The 17,765-nt window shown below is 41.4% G+C and carries 26 protein-coding genes and 1 pseudogene; all 27 read left to right on the top strand.

Features of this window, described 5'->3' with window-relative positions; genetic code table 11:
* Positions 1-6: 6 nt before the first annotated feature.
* A complete protein-coding gene (locus HT678_RS04150) occupies positions 7-777 on the top strand; it encodes a BRO family protein (RefSeq protein WP_000828330.1) in 771 nt (256 codons plus the stop codon).
* Positions 768-1,394 (top strand): Rha family transcriptional regulator, encoded by a 627-nt coding sequence (locus tag HT678_RS04155; protein ID WP_050222792.1) that lies wholly within the window; start codon positions 768-770, stop codon positions 1,392-1,394. The genes HT678_RS04150 and HT678_RS04155 overlap by 10 nt, the downstream gene beginning before the upstream one ends.
* A 332-nt stretch (positions 1,395-1,726) precedes the next feature.
* Positions 1,727-2,002 (top strand): hypothetical protein, encoded by a 276-nt coding sequence (locus HT678_RS04160; protein ID WP_050222793.1) that lies wholly within the window; start codon positions 1,727-1,729, stop codon positions 2,000-2,002.
* Positions 1,989-2,504 carry a hypothetical protein gene (locus HT678_RS04165; RefSeq protein ID WP_050222794.1) on the top strand — a complete coding sequence of 172 codons (516 nt, stop codon included), beginning with the start codon at positions 1,989-1,991 and terminating at the stop codon, positions 2,502-2,504. Before HT678_RS04160 ends, HT678_RS04165 begins: the two co-directional genes overlap by 14 nt.
* The gene (locus HT678_RS04170) at positions 2,501-2,716 is read left to right on the top strand and encodes a hypothetical protein (protein WP_050222795.1); all 216 of its coding nucleotides are present in this window, start codon (positions 2,501-2,503) and stop codon (positions 2,714-2,716) included. Before HT678_RS04165 ends, HT678_RS04170 begins: the two co-directional genes overlap by 4 nt.
* Positions 2,713-3,054 (top strand): DNA-binding phage protein, encoded by a 342-nt coding sequence (locus HT678_RS04175; protein ID WP_049543979.1) that lies wholly within the window; start codon positions 2,713-2,715, stop codon positions 3,052-3,054. The genes HT678_RS04170 and HT678_RS04175 overlap by 4 nt, the downstream gene beginning before the upstream one ends.
* The gene (locus tag HT678_RS04180) at positions 3,047-3,328 is read left to right on the top strand and encodes a hypothetical protein (RefSeq protein ID WP_050222797.1); all 282 of its coding nucleotides are present in this window, start codon (positions 3,047-3,049) and stop codon (positions 3,326-3,328) included. The genes HT678_RS04175 and HT678_RS04180 overlap by 8 nt, the downstream gene beginning before the upstream one ends.
* A complete protein-coding gene (locus tag HT678_RS04185) occupies positions 3,315-4,151 on the top strand; it encodes a DnaD domain protein (RefSeq protein WP_050222798.1) in 837 nt (278 codons plus the stop codon). Before HT678_RS04180 ends, HT678_RS04185 begins: the two co-directional genes overlap by 14 nt.
* An 11-nt stretch (positions 4,152-4,162) precedes the next feature.
* The gene (locus HT678_RS04190; RefSeq protein ID WP_050222799.1) at positions 4,163-5,020 is read left to right on the top strand and encodes a DnaA/Hda family protein; all 858 of its coding nucleotides are present in this window, start codon (positions 4,163-4,165) and stop codon (positions 5,018-5,020) included.
* Positions 5,001-5,171 carry a hypothetical protein gene (locus HT678_RS04195; RefSeq protein ID WP_078929750.1) on the top strand — a complete coding sequence of 57 codons (171 nt, stop codon included), beginning with the start codon at positions 5,001-5,003 and terminating at the stop codon, positions 5,169-5,171. Before HT678_RS04190 ends, HT678_RS04195 begins: the two co-directional genes overlap by 20 nt.
* Before the next feature lie 82 nt (positions 5,172-5,253).
* Positions 5,254-5,784 carry a hypothetical protein gene (locus HT678_RS04200; protein ID WP_050222800.1) on the top strand — a complete coding sequence of 177 codons (531 nt, stop codon included), beginning with the start codon at positions 5,254-5,256 and terminating at the stop codon, positions 5,782-5,784.
* A 70-nt stretch (positions 5,785-5,854) separates the two neighbouring features.
* A complete protein-coding gene (locus HT678_RS04205; protein WP_050222801.1) occupies positions 5,855-6,358 on the top strand; it encodes a hypothetical protein in 504 nt (167 codons plus the stop codon).
* 54 nt (positions 6,359-6,412) lie between these two features.
* The gene (locus HT678_RS04210; RefSeq protein ID WP_045605141.1) at positions 6,413-6,727 is read left to right on the top strand and encodes a hypothetical protein; all 315 of its coding nucleotides are present in this window, start codon (positions 6,413-6,415) and stop codon (positions 6,725-6,727) included.
* Positions 6,728-7,102: 375 nt separating this feature from the next.
* On the top strand, positions 7,103-7,513 hold the full coding sequence (locus tag HT678_RS04215; protein WP_050222802.1) for a DUF1492 domain-containing protein: 411 nt from the start codon (positions 7,103-7,105) through the stop codon (positions 7,511-7,513).
* Between the two features lie 156 nt (positions 7,514-7,669).
* The gene (locus HT678_RS04220; protein WP_050222803.1) at positions 7,670-8,062 is read left to right on the top strand and encodes a transcriptional regulator; all 393 of its coding nucleotides are present in this window, start codon (positions 7,670-7,672) and stop codon (positions 8,060-8,062) included.
* A 69-nt stretch (positions 8,063-8,131) separates the two neighbouring features.
* Positions 8,132-8,263, top strand: coding sequence for a hypothetical protein (locus tag HT678_RS11720; RefSeq protein WP_258953688.1), 132 nt, complete (start codon positions 8,132-8,134; stop codon positions 8,261-8,263).
* 218 nt (positions 8,264-8,481) lie between these two features.
* A complete protein-coding gene (locus HT678_RS04225) occupies positions 8,482-8,667 on the top strand; it encodes a type II toxin-antitoxin system HicA family toxin (RefSeq protein ID WP_023935892.1) in 186 nt (61 codons plus the stop codon).
* Positions 8,668-8,714: 47 nt separating this feature from the next.
* Entirely contained in the window at positions 8,715-9,119 is a 405-nt protein-coding gene (locus tag HT678_RS04230) for a type II toxin-antitoxin system HicB family antitoxin (protein ID WP_050222804.1), read from the top strand.
* Between the two features lie 332 nt (positions 9,120-9,451).
* Positions 9,452-12,283, top strand: a complete 2,832-nt coding sequence (uvrA, locus tag HT678_RS04235; protein WP_172924611.1) for an excinuclease ABC subunit UvrA — start codon at positions 9,452-9,454, stop codon at positions 12,281-12,283.
* A complete protein-coding gene (locus HT678_RS04240) occupies positions 12,276-13,337 on the top strand; it encodes a Xaa-Pro peptidase family protein (protein ID WP_001042863.1) in 1,062 nt (353 codons plus the stop codon). Before uvrA ends, HT678_RS04240 begins: the two co-directional genes overlap by 8 nt.
* Before the next feature lie 131 nt (positions 13,338-13,468).
* Complete coding sequence (gene spx, locus HT678_RS04245; protein WP_000591165.1) at positions 13,469-13,867, top strand: transcriptional regulator Spx; 399 nt, start codon at positions 13,469-13,471, stop codon at positions 13,865-13,867.
* A 65-nt stretch (positions 13,868-13,932) separates the two neighbouring features.
* Positions 13,933-14,502 carry an SP0191 family lipoprotein gene (locus HT678_RS04250; protein WP_000725129.1) on the top strand — a complete coding sequence of 190 codons (570 nt, stop codon included), beginning with the start codon at positions 13,933-13,935 and terminating at the stop codon, positions 14,500-14,502.
* An 86-nt stretch (positions 14,503-14,588) separates the two neighbouring features.
* On the top strand, positions 14,589-14,855 hold the full coding sequence (locus HT678_RS04255) for an IreB family regulatory phosphoprotein (RefSeq protein ID WP_000507059.1): 267 nt from the start codon (positions 14,589-14,591) through the stop codon (positions 14,853-14,855).
* Positions 14,856-14,858: 3 nt separating this feature from the next.
* Positions 14,859-15,278, top strand: coding sequence for a Holliday junction resolvase RuvX (ruvX, locus tag HT678_RS04260; protein ID WP_001808830.1), 420 nt, complete (start codon positions 14,859-14,861; stop codon positions 15,276-15,278).
* A 15-nt stretch (positions 15,279-15,293) separates the two neighbouring features.
* Positions 15,294-15,599, top strand: a complete 306-nt coding sequence (locus HT678_RS04265; protein ID WP_000017620.1) for a DUF1292 domain-containing protein — start codon at positions 15,294-15,296, stop codon at positions 15,597-15,599.
* Positions 15,600-15,853: 254 nt separating this feature from the next.
* Complete coding sequence (locus HT678_RS04270; protein ID WP_000464365.1) at positions 15,854-17,104, top strand: folylpolyglutamate synthase/dihydrofolate synthase family protein; 1,251 nt, start codon at positions 15,854-15,856, stop codon at positions 17,102-17,104.
* Positions 17,105-17,187: 83 nt separating this feature from the next.
* Positions 17,188-17,652, top strand: a pseudogene (locus tag HT678_RS04275) (SP_0198 family lipoprotein).
* Positions 17,653-17,765 lie beyond the last annotated feature (113 nt).

Genomic DNA, 17,765 nt, shown 5'->3' on the forward strand with positions numbered 1-17,765 from the left:
CAAGCAATGAAGAGGAACTATACAAGGGTCATCGATGAAATGCGAACCACTCACGGGCTGAACTTGGTAGCTATTGGCCAACGAATAGGCATAGATCCCCGAACAGTTGGCAAGTGGGCACAGGGCAAACATAAGCCCAACAAGGAAAGCAGAAAAAGACTAAACAAGTTATACAGAGAGGTGAAGCAAGACATGACAACACAACAAAAAGGTTTATGTGATTTTTTTGGGAACTTCTATCCAAAAGGAGAACAACACAACAAAAAGGAAGTTTTGGAAGTTGTAACAACTCAACGATTCGGATCTAAATATTTTGATGTTTATGGAGACATTCAAAATCCGTTATTTGTAGCGGTAGAGGTTGCTGAGATGATTGAAATCCAAAACACCACAGATTTACTAAAACGGGTAGATGATGATGAAAAGCTGACCTATGTAATATCTAGGGCAGGTCAAAAAAGAGAAATGAATATGCTGACAGAGTTCGGAGTCTATGAAGTTTTATCGCAGTCACGCAAACCACTAGCAAAAGAGTTTAAAAAAGTGGTCAAGCACATTCTGAAAGAAATCCGACTAAATGGCTACTACATGGCTGGGGAACTGGTGGAAGAACCACAGACCACTATAAAAGCCCCTGACACGTTGGCAGAGGCAGAGCGGTATTATATCGATACACTAGCCAAAGCCATTGCAGAGGCTCAGAATATGGACGACAAGAGCCGTCTGACAAGCAAGTTAACCCGATTCATGCAGGAGGTAGAACCACAATGGAACTAGTCTACATGGACGGAAAGAAAGAGCCTTATACACTGAGCAGTATTGTGGCAGAATGTGCAGAAATCAAGCACAGACATTTGAAGATTTTGCTGAATAAGCACCGCGAGGACTTTGAAAGCTTCGGAAAGGTGCAATTTAAAATTTCACCTTCAGAAAGTGGGCAAAATGTACGGGACTATATTTTAAATGAACAACAAGCAACATTGCTGATCATTTACTTACGAAATACTGAACCTGTACGGCAGTTCAAAATGAACCTAGTCAAAGCCTTCTTTGAAATGCGTGAGGAGCTTTCTAAGTTTCGTATGCAGAGGGCGCTAGAAAAGCCAAAAAGAAAAACACTGCATGACAGTATAGAGACTTGGAGGAATGCACCCAAACATGCACACAGCACCATGAACAACTTGCTACTGAAAGCAGTAACTGACAGGAACGCTAAGCAGTTAAGGGAAGAACGTGGGGGCTATAATGGCATCGATAGCTTGACCAGTGACGAGCTAGAGCAATACCAGGCATTTGAGGATATGGTAATAGCCATGATTGGCTTGAATATGAGTTATCAGGAAATCAAAGCTATGGCATTCAGAAATAAAAAAACACGCCAAAGAAGCGCGTGAGAGCAACAAAAAAGGCTTACCGAGACCAATCAGCAAAGCCTTTCACACTAACACTAAAACGAATTTAACAAAAAGCAGGCAAGCTATTATCAAAGAGGTTTTAGTAAAGATTTATACCTAGATTATAGCATATTTAGGGCAATTTGACCATACGGAGAGCGCCAACTCTTAAAACTGGTACTTTCTCACGCTTTCAATTTGGCGACTCAGAGCGTGAGGATTAACGTTATAAGAAACAACTCAAAAATCCCCACACTCTCCGACGGCAATCTTGAGTGTGAGGATATCCTGGATAGTAAACGACAATTAAAAGGCCAACGGAGGAAAAAACAATGACAAAAGAAGATTTGAGAAATATTTTAGATGAACTAGATAACTTAACTTTAGGACTTAACACCGCTGAAAACGCCTTGGACGCTACTTTTCACTTTTTCAATAAAAATATAAGCACCAAAGAGAAGACTATGCTTTTAACCTTGGAATACGACACACAGAGCGCCATTTTTAATCTCGCTTATGATTGTCTTATAAAAACAAGAGAAAGTCTAAACGAGGCTATCGGGATGTACCAAAGAGAATTGGAGCAAGAGAAAGATGAAAATAGATAATATAACACTGGAGATTGAGGACTTATACGGAACTGGTTTATATCGTCATGCTGAGGAATTGGAACGAATCCGTAAAAGCTATGCCCTAGATGGAAGTGAAACATATCATGAAGTAGATAAAAAATACAAGGGTATTTTAAGGGAGATAGATCTTTTAGTGGTATCAACCAATGGTGAAGCATCCGAATGGAAAAAAGTAACAGAAAGCCATGATGAACTTATCAGGGCGAACATCCATAACTTGCTATATCGGTTGGATGGTGTTGATTTTAGGGTATCTATTGGGAAACATTTCCAAAGGGTAGGACGTTTTTTAAATACCAGATACACAGTATTAGAGCAAGCTTTATATAAGACCATGAAAACTATAAACCATAAAGCAACTTACATGGCAGTTAATGAGTATGTGCTGGAGTTGATAAAGCAAGACTTGGCAAGATTGGAAAATGAAGAGGATAGCTTGCTTTATAAGATGGCTAAGGAATGGAGAGAAGAGCAATGAATGAACTTGATTTAAGCAATACACAGGCAGTTTTTGTTACCGTGGTACTGATTGGCTTACTGCTTTATCTAAACCATCGAGACCGTAAAAAAAGCGCCCAATTTGAGCGAGAAAACCAACAGACGATAGAAACACCTAGCGAGGATTTAAACCCTGATTATGGGCGATATATCCAGCTTGCAGGGGTCAATGTATGGGGAGGAACTGAATGAGTCTATCAGAGAATGACAAACGAGTATTAAGACTAATCAAGGTAGGGGCTGAGAACTCCATAACAGGGGCAGAAATCAGCCTTATAACTAAGCTAACAGAAAGAACAGTACGTGACATCATCAAGCGCCTAGTAGTCAAGCATAACATCCCTATTGTGGGGGTTAGATGTGGTATTTTTAGTGGGTACTTTATCCCAGCGAATAAAGGCGAACTACTAGATGGCGCTAAGGCATTTTACAACCAAGTACAGGAGGAGAGCAAGCGACTAGCAGTGTTGATGAACAGCGACCTAGAAAGCTACAAAGAAACCTTGAAGGAGGTGGGCGGATATGTTTAGCCTAAGCCGAGAAAGTGAGCAAGACTTAGCGCATGGCATTCTGGAGGTAGTGGAAAGATACCTTGAAGCGCGTGACAGACTCAAACCACGACTGACAGGCTTAATATCAGCTCAGGAAGTCATGGACGAGTTAGATATAAAATATTTGACGCTCCAAAAGTGGGAAAAAGCAGGGCTAAGACGATACCAGCCCCCACTAGAAGATACTAGGAAAATCTATTACAAAGTTACGGACATCTGGAAGTTTCTGGGGGTGGAGAATGGCAAAAACTAAAATATATTTTTGGCTAAAAATTGATAAGAAATTTTTTGATAATATTTTTATCAAGAGACTAAAAACGGTACCTGGTGGGTACACTATGACGGTGATTTATATTAGGCTCATGCTAGAGAGCTTAGAAAGTGACTGTATTTTATACTATGAGGGTTACTTTGACAATCTCAAGGAAGAGTTAGCCCTAAAATTAGACGTATCGGAAGATGATATAGATATGACCATGGCATACTTTACTAAGTGTGGTCTAATACAAGTTGATGAAGATAAAAACGCAGAACTACCGCAGGCAAAAGCCTTGGTACAGCAGGAAACCAACCAAGCAGCATACATGCGAGAATATCGGAAACAGCAACGAGAACAAAAGGAAAATCTTACAATGTCATCTGACAATCTTACATTGTTAACTACATGTAAGACAGAGATAGAGATAGAGAAAGAGTTAGAGGTAGAAGTAGATAAAGAACAATCACCCACACCCTCTACCCTCAATCAAGACTTTATAAATATCTATAAATCTTTTGAAGCTGAGATAGGTAAAGCATTATCACCGTTACAGATTCAAGACTTGCAGTATATGCTAGAAGATTTTAGCCCCGAGCTTATTCATGAGGCGTTAAAAGAGGCTGTCAGTCAGGGAAAAGCTAACTTTGCATATATCAAGGCAATTCTTAACCGTTGGAAACAGGACAACTTATTGACGGTTGAACTTGTTAGAAATAGCTTTGCAGTGCGTGAAGCTAGGAAACAATCTCCTAAGCAAGCGGAGCCTGTTAACCGTGAGGAATGGCTTAAAACACGAACAGAAGAAAACCCATTCTAGGAGGTGGAGCCATGGAAAATAATTTTGAGCAATATAACAACAGGAAAATTAGCGACAAAGTGTGTGAAATACACAAAGTCAATTATTGGAAAATATCCACACCGATAAGAGGCAGTAAGGAACGAAGTATACAAGAGTTTTGTCCTGAATGCACAAAGGAACTAATAGAGAGACAGGATAGGGAAGGAGTAGATAATAGCTTGAATGCTGAGATCTACCTAAAGACCTATAATGTACTTATGCGAGATAGTACAATCCCTAGAGAGCTTAAAGAGGCTAGCTTTGAGAATTTCATAGCTGAAACAGCCGAGGAAAAGCAACTATTAGCATTTGCTAGGGAGCAGGTAGATAAATACCTGGACGGTGTGACAGGGAATACCCTTTTTACAGGATCTACAGGCATAGGGAAAAGCCATTTGAGCGTAGCTATTGCTAAAGCTATAAACGAGGGCTACAAGGCCAAAGGAGAGCCTAAAAGCGTGTTATTTGTCAATCTAACAGAAATCCTTAGACGAGTTAGAGAGAGCTTTAACTCTCCTACTAGTCTAGAGGGGTACTACTCAAGAATGCTAAAAGAGGTTGATTACCTGGTACTTGATGATTTAGGTATAAAATCGGACAACGCTAGTAGTAAAGGTAAATCATTCTGGGAAGAAGAGTTTATTTTTGATATTCTCAGTAATCGAGACAAGACTATTATTACTACAAATTTGAGTAACTCAGAAATTACTAGTATGTATAGTGACAGAGTGGCCAGCCGTGTTAGAACAGGCCTAGAGGGTAATTTTTTCAAGTCATTTACTATCAAGGATAAGCGATACTCAATTAAAAGATTGAAAGAAAAACAACATGACATTACAACTTTTTAAGTATACTGAACGATATTGGAACAAAGAAGATTTTGAGAAAGAGGTCAACGACTTCATGGCGACTGTTGAAGTGGTGGATATTAAAATCTCTGGTAATACCACCAGTGAACCGTTCGCTTCGGTGGCTGTCGTATTGGTATTGTACAGATAACAAAATGGGGTAGATAGTACCGACCCCCTTGCAATGGTGTAACTACTAGTGACACCCTTAAAACAGAAAGAGGAAAAACAACATGACATTAAAAACATTTTCAGATAAAGCCAAAACATTTACTTTCACTTACGAATTTAAAGACCTAGATACTGCTATGGTAGCAGGTCACGCGCTACTGGGATATATGACTGGGACTTATGAAGTACCATCTATTTCAATAACTCACAAGGATAAAGGGACGCTTGTCGCTGAGTATGTGGAGGATAAGAAACTAAACAAGACCTTCAAGCGTATTTGTGACAGTTTTAAAGACTACTACAACCAACCAGTGGACGATGAAGCATTTGAGGAACGTTACAAACGGGAGCGCGTGCTTCAACTCAAAGAGTCAGAGGACTTTGAAAGTTTACTGAATAAGGTCACAAACTACGAGCTGGAACTATTAGACTATGCTGATCGCTTGCTTTCTGATAAGCCTATTCCTATGGACTCTATGACTGCTTTTGGTACGCTGGAAAAGCTAGGCGATGAAAGTATTAGCCTACTCCAAAAGTTGGACGTAGAGGGCGAATATAAAGGCCTTGCTGGTTATACAGAGCATTTGAAGTAGAACACAGGGGAGCAATCCCCTTTTTGCTATCAAGTCAATAGTTTTGGGTTTTTCCATATAGGGGGAAATAATGAAGCGGTTAGCAATAGAAACAATCACTAAACCAATGAAGCTGAGAGGAATATCTAAGGGTATAGCTGAGTTGGACGGTCAACGTTTAGAGATTGATTTGGATAATTTAATGATTGATTTTGGTGGAGAGTCATTTGAATTAGACAGAATGGCAGGAACTAAGGGAGGTAATCGCTATTTCTTTCTTTGCCCTGATTGTGGTAGACGGTGCAGGTTGCTTTATAAACGGTATTTATATTTTAGTTGCGGTACTTGTCTAGATATCCACAAGAGCACTCTGAACCGCAGTAAAACGGATTGCCAATATTACTGGGAGCTTGCGCTTAGGGAAGCTAGAAAGGTAGAACCAGGGTGGAGTCCTAGACGTGGTGGATATATGTTTGATAGTTTCCCTGAAAGACCAAAGTATATGAAGCGTGACAGGTATCATAAGCACTATAAGAAGTTTTTGAAGTATACTAAAAAAGGGGATAGATTTTGGCTGAATGGTTCGAGATTGTGAGACAATATGAAGTAGTGTGTAATTTACCAAACGAACACCGTATAAGGGGGAAATATGGAGCGCGATAGCCAAGGGAGGTTTTTGCCGGGCAATCAAGTAGCAAAAGGCAACAAGGGCAATAGAAAGCCCAAATATGGCAATAGCAACGCTTTGAAGCATGGACTACGCAGAGGATATACTGGACTGTTACCAAGCCGAGAAGGTGGGGTATCTATATATAAAAATGGTGCATATCTTGGAACACTACCAGACAAGTATTTTAACCATTCTGAAGATGGAGCGCTTTGGGTAGATTATAGCGCGTGTCAGTATCTTGTATTAGTTTGTGGCTTGCCTGAAAGTATGTTTAGCGAACCAGAGGAATGGTAAGGGTGTATATACTTGAACTCCGAGCGAACGCCGAGAAAGTGGCTATATCCCCCTATCATTTATCAAGCAGATAAGAGCAATAAAAACCCTCCTTAACTCCCTGAGAAATGACAAGCAGATAAGCGAAGTTTTTAGCCCTCTTATTTCGGATCTACTCCTTGCAGAATGATAGGCAGATAAGGACGACAATAAGCCTTCTTAATTGCTTGCAGAATGACAAGGAGATAAGAGAGATAAAAACGTCCCTTAATTGCCTATCAAATGGAATGGAGAATAGGCTTGAACTAAGAGCGAACATAGAGAAAACGAAAAAAGCCAAGGCGCTCCGCCTCAGCTATAATCTCAATAATATTATATCACACAGGAGACCAAGGCATGACACCAGAGCAGGTAAAAGAAAAACTAGAGGGCGTTAAGTGGATCAATAAAGAAATAGAAGGCTTATATTTGGAGCTTGCAGCTTTAGAAAGTGGTATTATCAAAAAGCAAGAACTGAGCACTACTAGAGTACAAACAAGCAGGGTAAATACAGCAGAGAATAACCTTATAAGCGTTCTAAAACTAAAAGAGGACACTTTACAGAGAATTGAGCGACTTACTGAAGAGAGAATGGAAATATCTAGGCTGATCGATAAGCTGGCCAATCCGCTTGAGCGTTCTGTTCTCAGGCTGTTCTACTTGAATATTCTTGACGCTTGGCAAGTTGCTGAGGAAATAGGTGTATCTACAGCCTCGGTATATCGAGTAAGGCAAAAAGCCATAGAACACTTAGCAAATGTGGGGTAATAGGTGAGCACAAAAAAACGCCTAGAACAATCTAAGCGCTAAAGAGTAGTGGACGGTGTGCCTGTCCCGTCATCTCATACTATGAAGTTGCGTAGCGACACTATCATCTCTACCTCACTTCTCTTTAGACTAATTATACCACAAAGGAGCGAACTAATGGAGCTGGATAAGTTTAAAACGATGATGAAAGTGAGAGAGCGGATGACTTACTTTCTACGTTTCCAGAGAATGGCAGGAAGTGAAAACCAAGTTACAATAGATGAAGAGGCTTGGAAACTTGTCTTACCTGACCAGTGGAATTTGACTAGCAAGCATGAAAAGGCAATCTGTGAGGGGTTGGAAATATTCGCCCATGACATCAACAGCATAGAGAACAAGCGAGCCAGAAAATACTTTATTATCCATTATTGCTATATGAGAAAGAAAACTATGAGCGAATGCGTAGAAATGGCAGGTACTAGCTCCACTAGCTACCACCGATATAAACAGATAGCCGTCTTAAACTTTGCGAGAATCCACCAGAACGGAGAGCTAGAAGCATATAAGTAGGCGTCGGTGGTGTTTTGTTGAGAAATGTTGAGATTTAAGTGAGGGGGGATGACATGATTGAAGATTTTTTTGATTGATTTGGAGAATATCCAATTAGAGGATATGGAGATAGATTTAAACATGGATATAGACATCGATTTAAACATAGATTTTGACCTTGATGGTTTAGATTTAACCTTACCACAAGAGTTAGAAGCATAAATGTTGGCAAATGTAGGCGTAGGCTTCATATTCGCCCCCTATTTTGCTTTGTTTCGTACTGGACAACTAAAACACCATGGATAAACTAGAAGCCCTCAGAAACGAATCTGGGGGCTTTTGTGAGGTTATGAAAAACAAGTGTAAAAATACGTGTTATATGTTGACAAGTGTTTTAAACAAGTGTATAATATAATTAAAGATACGGAAAGGAGAAATCGATGACCGAAAGAGAACTAAAGAAACTTGCTAAGAAAAAAGGGTTTATCAAAACAGCTTTTGGTAAAGGTTCGCATGAAGTTTGGAAGCATCCAGACGGAAGAACGGTAACGATACCTAAACCAAAAGAAAACGACTATAGACCTGGAACACTTGGCAAGATTTTGAAAGTACTGGAAGGGGAGTAAAAAACTCCCTCCCCTATATTGGGGCGGTCATTGGTTATTATCAGATTATGAAATACACCTACTTGGCACTATTTGAAGTGGATAAAGAAAACGGCGGTTATACAATCACATTCCCCGATTTTCAAGGAGCAATTAGCGAGGCTGACACCTTAAACGAGGCAATTTATAACGCCCGTGAGGTGCTAGAAATCTATACAATCATGTTTGAAGATGAAGGTAAAGAATTCCCAGAACCTTCTAGTTTTAAGGCTTTGGCTAGTCAACTTGGCAGTGATGAGGATATTCTGCAAGCTATCTCAGTAGATACGGAACTAGTTAGAGAGCGCGAACGTTCTAAGGTTGTCAATAAAACTGTAACCCTCCCTAGTTGGTTGGTTGAAGTTGGTAAAGAAAATAAAATCAATTTCAGTCAGCTGCTACAAAAAGCAATCAGGGAAGAATTACAGGTATAACGTCATAAAGTACGTACTTCATGGTATAATATACCTATCAGCGATAAAAAAAGCACGTTTGACCGTGCTAGTTTCTTGCCTGCTGAACTCGTCAAATCTTAGCCCTTTTGTGGGGCTTTTTTTGCTCCCCTTTTTGCGTACTTTGGGGGAGCAAGTAGTAAAAAGTAATATTAGTATTTTTTGTTTAAAAGCGCGTGATATAAGGGTTAGGGAGCCCTAAGGAAACATAAAATAAGAAGTTTTTTATTATACTACAAAATCGGCCTTTTGGGTAATAGAATCTCACTTTTTTTGGTATAATGGTAAGTAATAATGGACTAGAAAGAACAAAGATGCAAGATAAAATTGTCATTCATGGGGCGCGTGCCCATAATTTAAAAAATATTGATGTGGAGATTCCGCGAGACAAGTTGGTTGTCGTGACTGGCTTGTCAGGTTCAGGGAAGTCCAGTCTGGCTTTTGATACCCTCTATGCGGAGGGACAACGTCGCTATGTAGAGAGTTTGTCCGCCTACGCTCGTCAGTTCTTGGGAAATATGGAAAAACCAGATGTAGATGCTATTGATGGTCTCAGCCCAGCTATTTCCATCGACCAGAAAACGACTAGCAAAAACCCTCGTTCGACGGTGGGAACAACGACTGAAATCAATGACTATCTGCGTCTTCTCTACGCACGTGTGGGGACGCCTTACTGTATCAAGGGGCATGGAGCTATCAAGGCTTCTTCGGTGGAGCAAATCGTTGATAAGGTTTTGGAGTTACCTGAACGCCAGCGCTTGCAGATTTTGGCCCCTGTCATCCGCAAGAAAAAAGGTCAACATAAGAGTGTTATCGAGAAGGTTCAGAAAGATGGGTATGTCCGTGTCCGTGTGGATGGGGAAGTCTATGATGTGACCGAAGTGCCAGACTTGTCCAAGAGCAAGCAACACAATATCGATGTCGTGGTTGACCGTATTGTCATCAAGGAGGGCATTCGTAGTCGTCTCTTTGATTCCATTGAGGCTGCCCTTCGTATCGCAGAAGGCTATGTCATTATCGACACTATGGACGATTCGGAGTTGCTCTTCTCTGAGCATTATGCCTGCCCAGTTTGTGGATTTACTGTTCCAGAGTTAGAGCCACGTCTCTTCTCCTTCAATGCTCCTTTTGGCTCTTGTAGTGAGTGTGACGGTTTGGGCATCAAGTTGGAGGTGGATACTGATTTGGTAGTGCCAGACGCCAGCAAGACCTTACGTGAGGGAGCGCTAGCACCTTGGAATCCTATCTCATCCAACTACTATCCAAACATGCTAGAGCAGGCTATGACGACCTTTGGAGTGGATATGGATAAGCCTTTTGAGGACTTGTCAGAAGAAGATAAAAACTTGATTCTATACGGCTCAGATGGCAAGGAATTCCATTTCCACTATGAGAATGAATTTGGTGGCGTGCGCGATATCGACATTCCGTTTGAGGGAGTTATCAATAATATCAAACGTCGTTACCATGAAACCAATAGCGATTACACTCGCACTCAGATGCGTCTCTACATGAATGAGCTGACCTGCGGAACCTGTCAAGGCTATCGTCTCAATGACCAGGCCTTGTCTGTCCGTGTGGGCGGCCAGCAAGGGCCACATATTGGAGAAATCTCAGACCTGTCTATCGCTGACCACTTGGACTTGGTGAGCCAGCTGACCTTGTCTGAAAATGAAGCCATCATTGCTCGTCCCATTCTCAAGGAAATCAAGGATCGTTTGACCTTCCTTAATAATGTGGGTCTTAACTATCTGACTCTGTCACGTTCAGCAGGAACTCTTTCAGGTGGGGAAAGCCAGCGTATTCGCTTGGCAACCCAGATTGGTTCTAACCTATCAGGCGTCCTCTATATATTGGATGAGCCGTCAATCGGTCTCCACCAGAGGGATAATGACCGTCTCATTGCCAGTCTCAAAAAGATGCGTGACTTGGGCAATACTCTCATCGTGGTGGAACACGACGAAGATACCATGCGTGAGGCTGATTATCTGATTGACGTTGGTCCCGGTGCCGGTGTTTTTGGTGGGGAGATTGTTGCCGCAGGTACGCCCAAACAGGTGGCTCGCAACAGTAAGTCTATCACAGGCCAGTACTTGTCAGGCAAACGTGCCATTCCAGTACCAGAAGAGCGACGTGTCGGAAATGGTCGTTTTATCGAAGTGACAGGAGCGCGAGAGAACAACTTGCAAAATGTTACTGCTCGCTTCCCACTAGGAAAATTCATCGCAGTGACAGGGGTGTCGGGCTCAGGCAAGTCTACCTTGATCAACAGCATCCTCAAAAAAGCCATTGCCCAGAAGCTCAACCGTAATTCAGACAAGCCTGGTAAATTTAAGACTATTACAGGGATTGAGCATGTAGACCGATTGATTGACATTGACCAGAGCCCTATCGGACGAACGCCAAGGTCTAACCCTGCTACCTATACAGGAGTTTTTGACGATATACGTGACCTTTTTGCCCAGACAAACGAAGCCAAGATTCGAGGCTACAAGAAGGGTCGTTTCAGTTTCAACGTCAAGGGTGGTCGCTGTGAAGCCTGTTCAGGCGATGGGATCATCAAGATTGAGATGTACTTCTTGCCAGATGTTTATGTGGCTTGTGAAGTTTGCCACGGAACCCGTTACAACAGTGAAACCCTAGAAGTCCACTACAAGGAAAAAAATATCTCGCAGGTCTTGGATATGACCGTCAACGATGCGGTAGAATTCTTCCAACACATTCCAAAGATTCAGCGCAAACTTCAGACCATCAAGGATGTGGGACTGGGATATGTGACGCTAGGGCAACCAGCTACCACCCTTTCTGGAGGAGAAGCCCAGCGTATGAAGTTGGCTAGTGAACTTCACAAACGATCGACAGGAAAATCTTTCTATATTCTGGATGAGCCGACGACAGGTCTTCATACCGAGGATATTGCTCGCTTGCTTAAGGTTTTAGCTCGCTTTGTAGACGACGGTAATACAGTCCTTGTTATTGAGCACAATCTGGATGTTATTAAGACTGCAGACCATATTATTGACTTGGGACCTGAGGGCGGTGTCGGTGGTGGAACCATCATCGCAACAGGAACTCCAGAAGAAGTAGCGACCAATGAAGCCAGCTACACAGGACAGTATTTGAAAGGAAAGTTACATCATGAATAAACGTGTACAAGCATTTCTAGCTAAAATGCAAGAAAAAGAACTAGATGGTATCATCATCAATAACCTTAAAAACGTCTATTACCTGACTGGTTTTTGGGGCTCAAACGGAACAGTCTTTATCAGCCGTGACCGTCAGGTCTTGGTGACAGACTCTCGCTATATCATTGCAGCCAAGCAAGAAACCAGTGGTTTTGAGATTGTGGCTGACCGTGATGAATTGGCTGTCATTACAGGAATTGTTAAGGACATGGGCTTATCTCGAATCGGTTTTGAAGATGAGATTTCAGTCTCTTATTATCATCGTATGCAGGCCGCCTTTGAAGGAATTGACTTGCTTCCACAAACTCAGTTTGTCGAAGGTCTTCGAATGATTAAGGATGAAGCGGAGATTGCAGCTATTCGTAAGGCTTGTTCTATCTCAGACCAAGCTTTCCGCGATGCGCTTGACTTTATCAAACCAGGAAAGACAGAGATTGAAATAGCCAACTTCCTTGACTTCCGTATGCGTGAGTTGGGAGCATCTGGCTTATCTTTTGACACTATCCTAGCTAGCGGTATCAACTCTTCCAAACCCCATGCCCATCCTATGCACAAACCAGTGGAGCTAGGAGAAGCTATTACCATGGACTTCGGTTGCCTCTACGACCACTATGTCAGTGATATGACACGGACTATCTATCTGGGGCATGTCAGCGACGAGCAAGCAGAGATTTACAATACAGTTCTAAAAGCTAACCAAGCCTTGATTGAACAGGCTAAGGCTGGCTTAGGTTTCCGTGACTTTGACAAAATTCCTCGTGATATTATCATCGAGGCAGGCTATGGTGACTACTTTACCCACGGTATCGGACACGGTATTGGACTGGATATCCATGAAGAGCCTTACTTTAGCCAAACTTCTACAGAAACTATTAAGGCAGGTATGGCCTTGACCGATGAACCAGGTATCTATATCGAAGGCAAATATGGCGTTCGTATCGAGGATGATATCCTGATTACAGAGACAGGTTGTGAATTATTGACCCTAGCTCCAAAAGAGTTGATAGTCATTTAGTTGTTTGTCAAGAAAAAAGTACGAAAATGACGAAAAAAGTCAAAAAAAATTAAAAATAGGTCGCAAGTCGGATGTTTTTTATGGTATAATAGACTAAACTGATAGTAACATGTAGCGAAAGGGGTAGGTACATGATTAAAATTTATACAGTCTCAAGTTGTACTAGCTGTAAAAAAGCAAAAACCTGGCTTAATGCCCACCAGTTAAGTTATAAAGAACAAAACCTTGGTAAAGAAGGAATTACGCGAGAAGAATTACTGGATATTCTAACCAAAACAGATAACGGAATAGCCAGTATCGTCTCATCTAAAAATCGCTATGCCAAAGCCCTTGGAGTGGATATTGAAGATTTGAGTGTTAACGAAGTCCTCAATCTGATTATGGAAACACCTAGAATTTTAAAGAGCCCAATCCTTGTAGATGAAAAACGCCTGCAAGTTGGCTATAAGGAAGACGATATTCGTGCCTTCCTACCACGCTCTGTCCGTAATGTAGAAAATGCAGAAGCACGTTTGCGTGCAGCTCTATAAACATCAAGGCTGGGAGCAATTCCCAGTCTTATTCTATTTTAATTTCAAAAAGAAAGAAGAAAGAAATGAAAAAAATAGTTCTTGTTAGTCTAGCTTTCCTTTTTGTCCTGGTTGGTTGCGGACAGAAAAAAGAAACTGGACCAGCTACAAAAACAGAAAAAGATACGCTTCAGTCGGCATTGCCAGTTATTGAAAATGCTGAGAAGAATACAGTTGTAACCAAGACTTTGGTCTTGCCCAAGTCAGATGATGGTAGCCAGCAGATCCAAACCATTACTTACAAAGACAAGATTTTTTTGAGTCTAACTATCCAACAAAAGCGTCCAGTCTCAGATGAGCTGAAGACCTACATTGACCAACATGGAGTGGAGGAAACTCAAAAAGCTCTTCTCGAGGCGGAAGAGAAAGACGACTCCATCATAGAAGCTCGTAAATTAGCAGGATTTAAGCTTGAAACAAAACTATTGAGTGCAACAGAACTTCAAACAACGACTGGTTTTGATTTTCAAGTTTTGGATGTCAAGAAGGCTTCTCAGTTAGAATATTTGAAGAATATTGGCTTAGAAAATCTTTTGAAGAATGAACCAAGCAAATATATTTCAGACAGATTGGCAAATGGTGCGACAGAACAATAGAAAATCCAAATAAATAAACTGCCTGAATTGTAGAAGGTAAGGAATTATGCTATAATGGTACTATTCTAAGGAAAGAGGGTGTTAGAATGGGATTTACTGAAGAAACCGTACGTTTTAAATTGGACGATTCCAATAAAAAAGAAATTAGCGAAACTTTGACAGATGTTTATGCTTCGTTGAACGATAAGGGCTACAACCCAATTAACCAAATCGTAGGTTACGTATTGAGTGGAGACCCTGCCTACGTTCCTCGTTATAATAATGCACGAAATCAAATCCGTAAGTATGAGCGTGATGAAATCGTTGAGGAATTGGTTCGCTACTACCTTAAAGGACAAGGAGTCGATCTGTAACCTATGAGAATTATGGGATTGGACGTCGGTTCAAAAACGGTAGGGGTGGCCATTAGCGATCCGCTCGGTTTTACAGCTCAAGGGCTTGAAATCATCCAAATCAATGAGGAGCAAGGCCAATTTGGTTTTGACCGCGTTAAGGAGCTGGTTGATACTTACAAGGTGGAACGATTTGTAGTGGGCCTGCCTAAAAACATGAACAATACAAGCGGACCGCGCGTAGAAGCTAGTCAAGCCTACGGAGCAAAGCTAGAAGAGTTTTTTGGTTTACCAGTAGACTATCAGGATGAACGCTTGACAACAGTGGCTGCTGAGCGTATGTTGATTGAACAAGCAGATATCAGTCGCAATAAGCGCAAGAAAGTCATTGATAAGTTAGCAGCTCAGCTGATTTTACAAAATTATTTAGATAGAAAATTTTAATATAAAGGAGAGGATATGTCACACGATCATAACCACGACCACGAAGAACGTGAACTAATCACACTAGTAGATGAGCAAGGAAATGAAACCTTGTTTGAAATCCTTTTGACAATTGATGGAAAAGAAGAATTTGGTAAAAACTATGTTCTTCTAGTACCAGTTAACGCAGAAGAAGACGAAGACGGACAAGTTGAAATCCAAGCTTACTCATTCATCGAAAACGAAGATGGAACAGAAGGCGAATTGCAACCAATCCCAGAAGACTCAGAAGACGAATGGAACATGATTGAAGAAGTCTTCAACAGCTTTATGGAGGAGTAAAAACGTCCGGGGGACGTTTTTAGCCCTGCGCTAGAAATTAGAAACGCAGGTAGTCTGGGAGACTGTATCAGCCCAACTCCCAGAAATGGGGAAGAGTTGGAACGTCCTGTGGATGTTTTAGCCCAAGTTAATATTCATAGTTGTTAGTGATTAGCTAACCAGGTGAGAGGTCGGGACGAAAATCCTGACCTCATTTTTTGTTATCTACGGAATTTTGCTAGATAGTTGATTAGACTTTTGTCAAGGAGATGTGTATGTTTGAAGTAGGAGAATGGCTTTATAGTCGGATTGGTTTGAATTTTCGATCAGGTTTAGGCCGAATACAGCAAGCGGTGGATTTGTTAGGGAATCCAGAGAAGTCTTATCCTATTATCCATGTAACAGGGACTAATGGGAAAGGATCTACCATTGCTTTTATGAGGGAGTTATTTATGGGGCATGGCAAAAAAGTCGCGACCTTTACCTCCCCTCATATCGTCTCTATCAATGATCGAATCTGCATTAATGGGCAATCTATAGCAGACACAGACTTTATCCGTTTGGCTGAGCAGGTCAAGGAGATGGAGAAAACGCTTCTGCAAACCCATGATCAGTTGTCCTTTTTTGAACTGCTGACCTTGATTGCTTTTCTTTATTTTAGAGAGCAAGAAGTGGATTTGGTTTTACTAGAAGTGGGAATTGGCGGCTTACTTGACACGACCAATGTGGTAACTGGAGAGCTTGCTGTTATCACCTCCATTGGGCTTGACCATCAGGAAACCTTGGGTGATAGTCTGGAAGCAATCGCAGAGCAGAAAGCTGGTATTTTCAAGGCTGGTAAGAAGGCAGTGATTGCGAAATTGCCTCCAGAAGCTAGGCTTGTCTGTCAGAAAAAAGCAGACTCTTTAGCTGTTGATCTTTATCAGGCAGGTCAAGATTTTTCAATGCTGAATGGTAATTTTTCAAGCTCTTTACTAAATCTTTCACAGCTGAACATAGGCTTAGAAGGAGCTTATCAGCAGGAAAATGCGGCCTTGGCGTTGCAAGCATTTCTTCTCTTTATGGGAGAAGGAAAGGAAGTTGTTTATGAGCAGGTTGTAAGACAGGCTTTGGAGAAGACCCATTGGGCTGGACGTTTGGAGCGTATTCGCCCACAGATTTACTTGGATGGTGCTCATAACCTCCCTGCCTTGACTCGCTTGGTTGAGTTTATCAAAGAAAAAGAGCAGGAAGCCTATCGTCCTCAAATCCTATTTGGAGCCTTGAAACGGAAGGATTATCAAGGGATGTTGGGTTATCTGACTGAAAATTTACCTCAGGTGGAACTCAAGGTGACTGGCTTTGACTATCAAGGTTCTTTGGATGAGACAGATGTAACAGGTTACGATATAGTTTCTTCTTACCGAGAATTTATCAGCAGTTTCGAAGAAAAAGCCGATACGCAGGACTTGTTATTCATTACAGGGTCTCTCTATTTTATCTCAGAAGTACGGAGCTACCTGCTGGGGCATGAACAGATAAATTGACCACCTTTTTTGAACTTGTTATACTAGGGGAATTGCTGGTTAGAGAAAATTTCTCTAAATTGGTAGCAGAAAGGAAATCCATCATGAAATTAACAAGATTCACACGTTCTCTTGCTTCTCTAGCAAGTCTTAGTCTCTTAGTAGCTTGTTCACAAAGAGCTCAACAGATTCAACAACCAGCAGCTCAAGCGCAAACACAACAAACTCAGCAATCACAACCTACTGCTTCATCGTCTACAGAAAATACAAACCAGGTAGCAACAAGTTCTTCATAAAATGCACCTGAGGCTCAACCGACTGATATTGATGGGACTTATACAGGCCAAGATGACGGAGACCGTATCACTTTAGTGGTCACTGGAACGACTGGTACATGGACTGAGCTCGAATCTGACGGGGATCAGAAAGTCAAACAGGTCACATTTGATGCAGCAAATCAACGCATGATTATTGGCGATGATGTCAAAATTTACACTGTAAACGGTAATCAAATCGTCGTAGACGATATGGATAGAGACCCATCGGACCAAATCGTTTTAACTAAATAAGACTATGCAAGTAGGAAGGGCTGGATTTTTCAGCCTTTTTACTTTTACCTAGAAAATAATCATAAATACTTGCCTTCTATCGAATACCTGGGTTATACTAGTATCAATTACTT

Origin of the sequence: Streptococcus sp. 3167, from assembly GCF_013277175.1 — a bacterium.
GTDB classification, from domain to species: Bacteria; Bacillota; Bacilli; order Lactobacillales; family Streptococcaceae; genus Streptococcus; species Streptococcus pseudopneumoniae.

Excerpts from the sequence above, each read along its gene's own strand:
- HT678_RS04150 (WP_000828330.1), top strand. The coding sequence starts at position 7 with ATGAAGAGGAACTATACAAGGGTCATCGATGAAATGCGAACCACTCAC.
- HT678_RS04155 (WP_050222792.1), top strand. The coding sequence starts at position 768 with ATGGAACTAGTCTACATGGACGGAAAGAAAGAGCCTTATACACTGAGC.
- HT678_RS04160 (WP_050222793.1), top strand. The coding sequence starts at position 1,727 with ATGACAAAAGAAGATTTGAGAAATATTTTAGATGAACTAGATAACTTA.
- HT678_RS04165 (WP_050222794.1), top strand. The coding sequence starts at position 1,989 with ATGAAAATAGATAATATAACACTGGAGATTGAGGACTTATACGGAACT.
- HT678_RS04170 (WP_050222795.1), top strand. The coding sequence starts at position 2,501 with ATGAATGAACTTGATTTAAGCAATACACAGGCAGTTTTTGTTACCGTG.
- HT678_RS04175 (WP_049543979.1), top strand. The coding sequence starts at position 2,713 with ATGAGTCTATCAGAGAATGACAAACGAGTATTAAGACTAATCAAGGTA.
- HT678_RS04180 (WP_050222797.1), top strand. The coding sequence starts at position 3,047 with ATGTTTAGCCTAAGCCGAGAAAGTGAGCAAGACTTAGCGCATGGCATT.
- HT678_RS04185 (WP_050222798.1), top strand. The coding sequence starts at position 3,315 with ATGGCAAAAACTAAAATATATTTTTGGCTAAAAATTGATAAGAAATTT.
- HT678_RS04190 (WP_050222799.1), top strand. The coding sequence starts at position 4,163 with ATGGAAAATAATTTTGAGCAATATAACAACAGGAAAATTAGCGACAAA.
- HT678_RS04195 (WP_078929750.1), top strand. The coding sequence starts at position 5,001 with ATGACATTACAACTTTTTAAGTATACTGAACGATATTGGAACAAAGAA.
- HT678_RS04200 (WP_050222800.1), top strand. The coding sequence starts at position 5,254 with ATGACATTAAAAACATTTTCAGATAAAGCCAAAACATTTACTTTCACT.
- HT678_RS04205 (WP_050222801.1), top strand. The coding sequence starts at position 5,855 with ATGAAGCGGTTAGCAATAGAAACAATCACTAAACCAATGAAGCTGAGA.
- HT678_RS04210 (WP_045605141.1), top strand. The coding sequence starts at position 6,413 with ATGGAGCGCGATAGCCAAGGGAGGTTTTTGCCGGGCAATCAAGTAGCA.
- HT678_RS04215 (WP_050222802.1), top strand. The coding sequence starts at position 7,103 with ATGACACCAGAGCAGGTAAAAGAAAAACTAGAGGGCGTTAAGTGGATC.
- HT678_RS04220 (WP_050222803.1), top strand. The coding sequence starts at position 7,670 with ATGGAGCTGGATAAGTTTAAAACGATGATGAAAGTGAGAGAGCGGATG.
- HT678_RS04225 (WP_023935892.1), top strand. The coding sequence starts at position 8,482 with ATGACCGAAAGAGAACTAAAGAAACTTGCTAAGAAAAAAGGGTTTATC.
- HT678_RS04230 (WP_050222804.1), top strand. The coding sequence starts at position 8,715 with ATGAAATACACCTACTTGGCACTATTTGAAGTGGATAAAGAAAACGGC.
- uvrA (WP_172924611.1), top strand. The coding sequence starts at position 9,452 with ATGCAAGATAAAATTGTCATTCATGGGGCGCGTGCCCATAATTTAAAA.
- HT678_RS04240 (WP_001042863.1), top strand. The coding sequence starts at position 12,276 with ATGAATAAACGTGTACAAGCATTTCTAGCTAAAATGCAAGAAAAAGAA.
- spx (WP_000591165.1), top strand. The coding sequence starts at position 13,469 with ATGATTAAAATTTATACAGTCTCAAGTTGTACTAGCTGTAAAAAAGCA.
- HT678_RS04250 (WP_000725129.1), top strand. The coding sequence starts at position 13,933 with ATGAAAAAAATAGTTCTTGTTAGTCTAGCTTTCCTTTTTGTCCTGGTT.
- HT678_RS04255 (WP_000507059.1), top strand. The coding sequence starts at position 14,589 with ATGGGATTTACTGAAGAAACCGTACGTTTTAAATTGGACGATTCCAAT.
- ruvX (WP_001808830.1), top strand. The coding sequence starts at position 14,859 with ATGAGAATTATGGGATTGGACGTCGGTTCAAAAACGGTAGGGGTGGCC.
- HT678_RS04265 (WP_000017620.1), top strand. The coding sequence starts at position 15,294 with ATGTCACACGATCATAACCACGACCACGAAGAACGTGAACTAATCACA.
- HT678_RS04270 (WP_000464365.1), top strand. The coding sequence starts at position 15,854 with ATGTTTGAAGTAGGAGAATGGCTTTATAGTCGGATTGGTTTGAATTTT.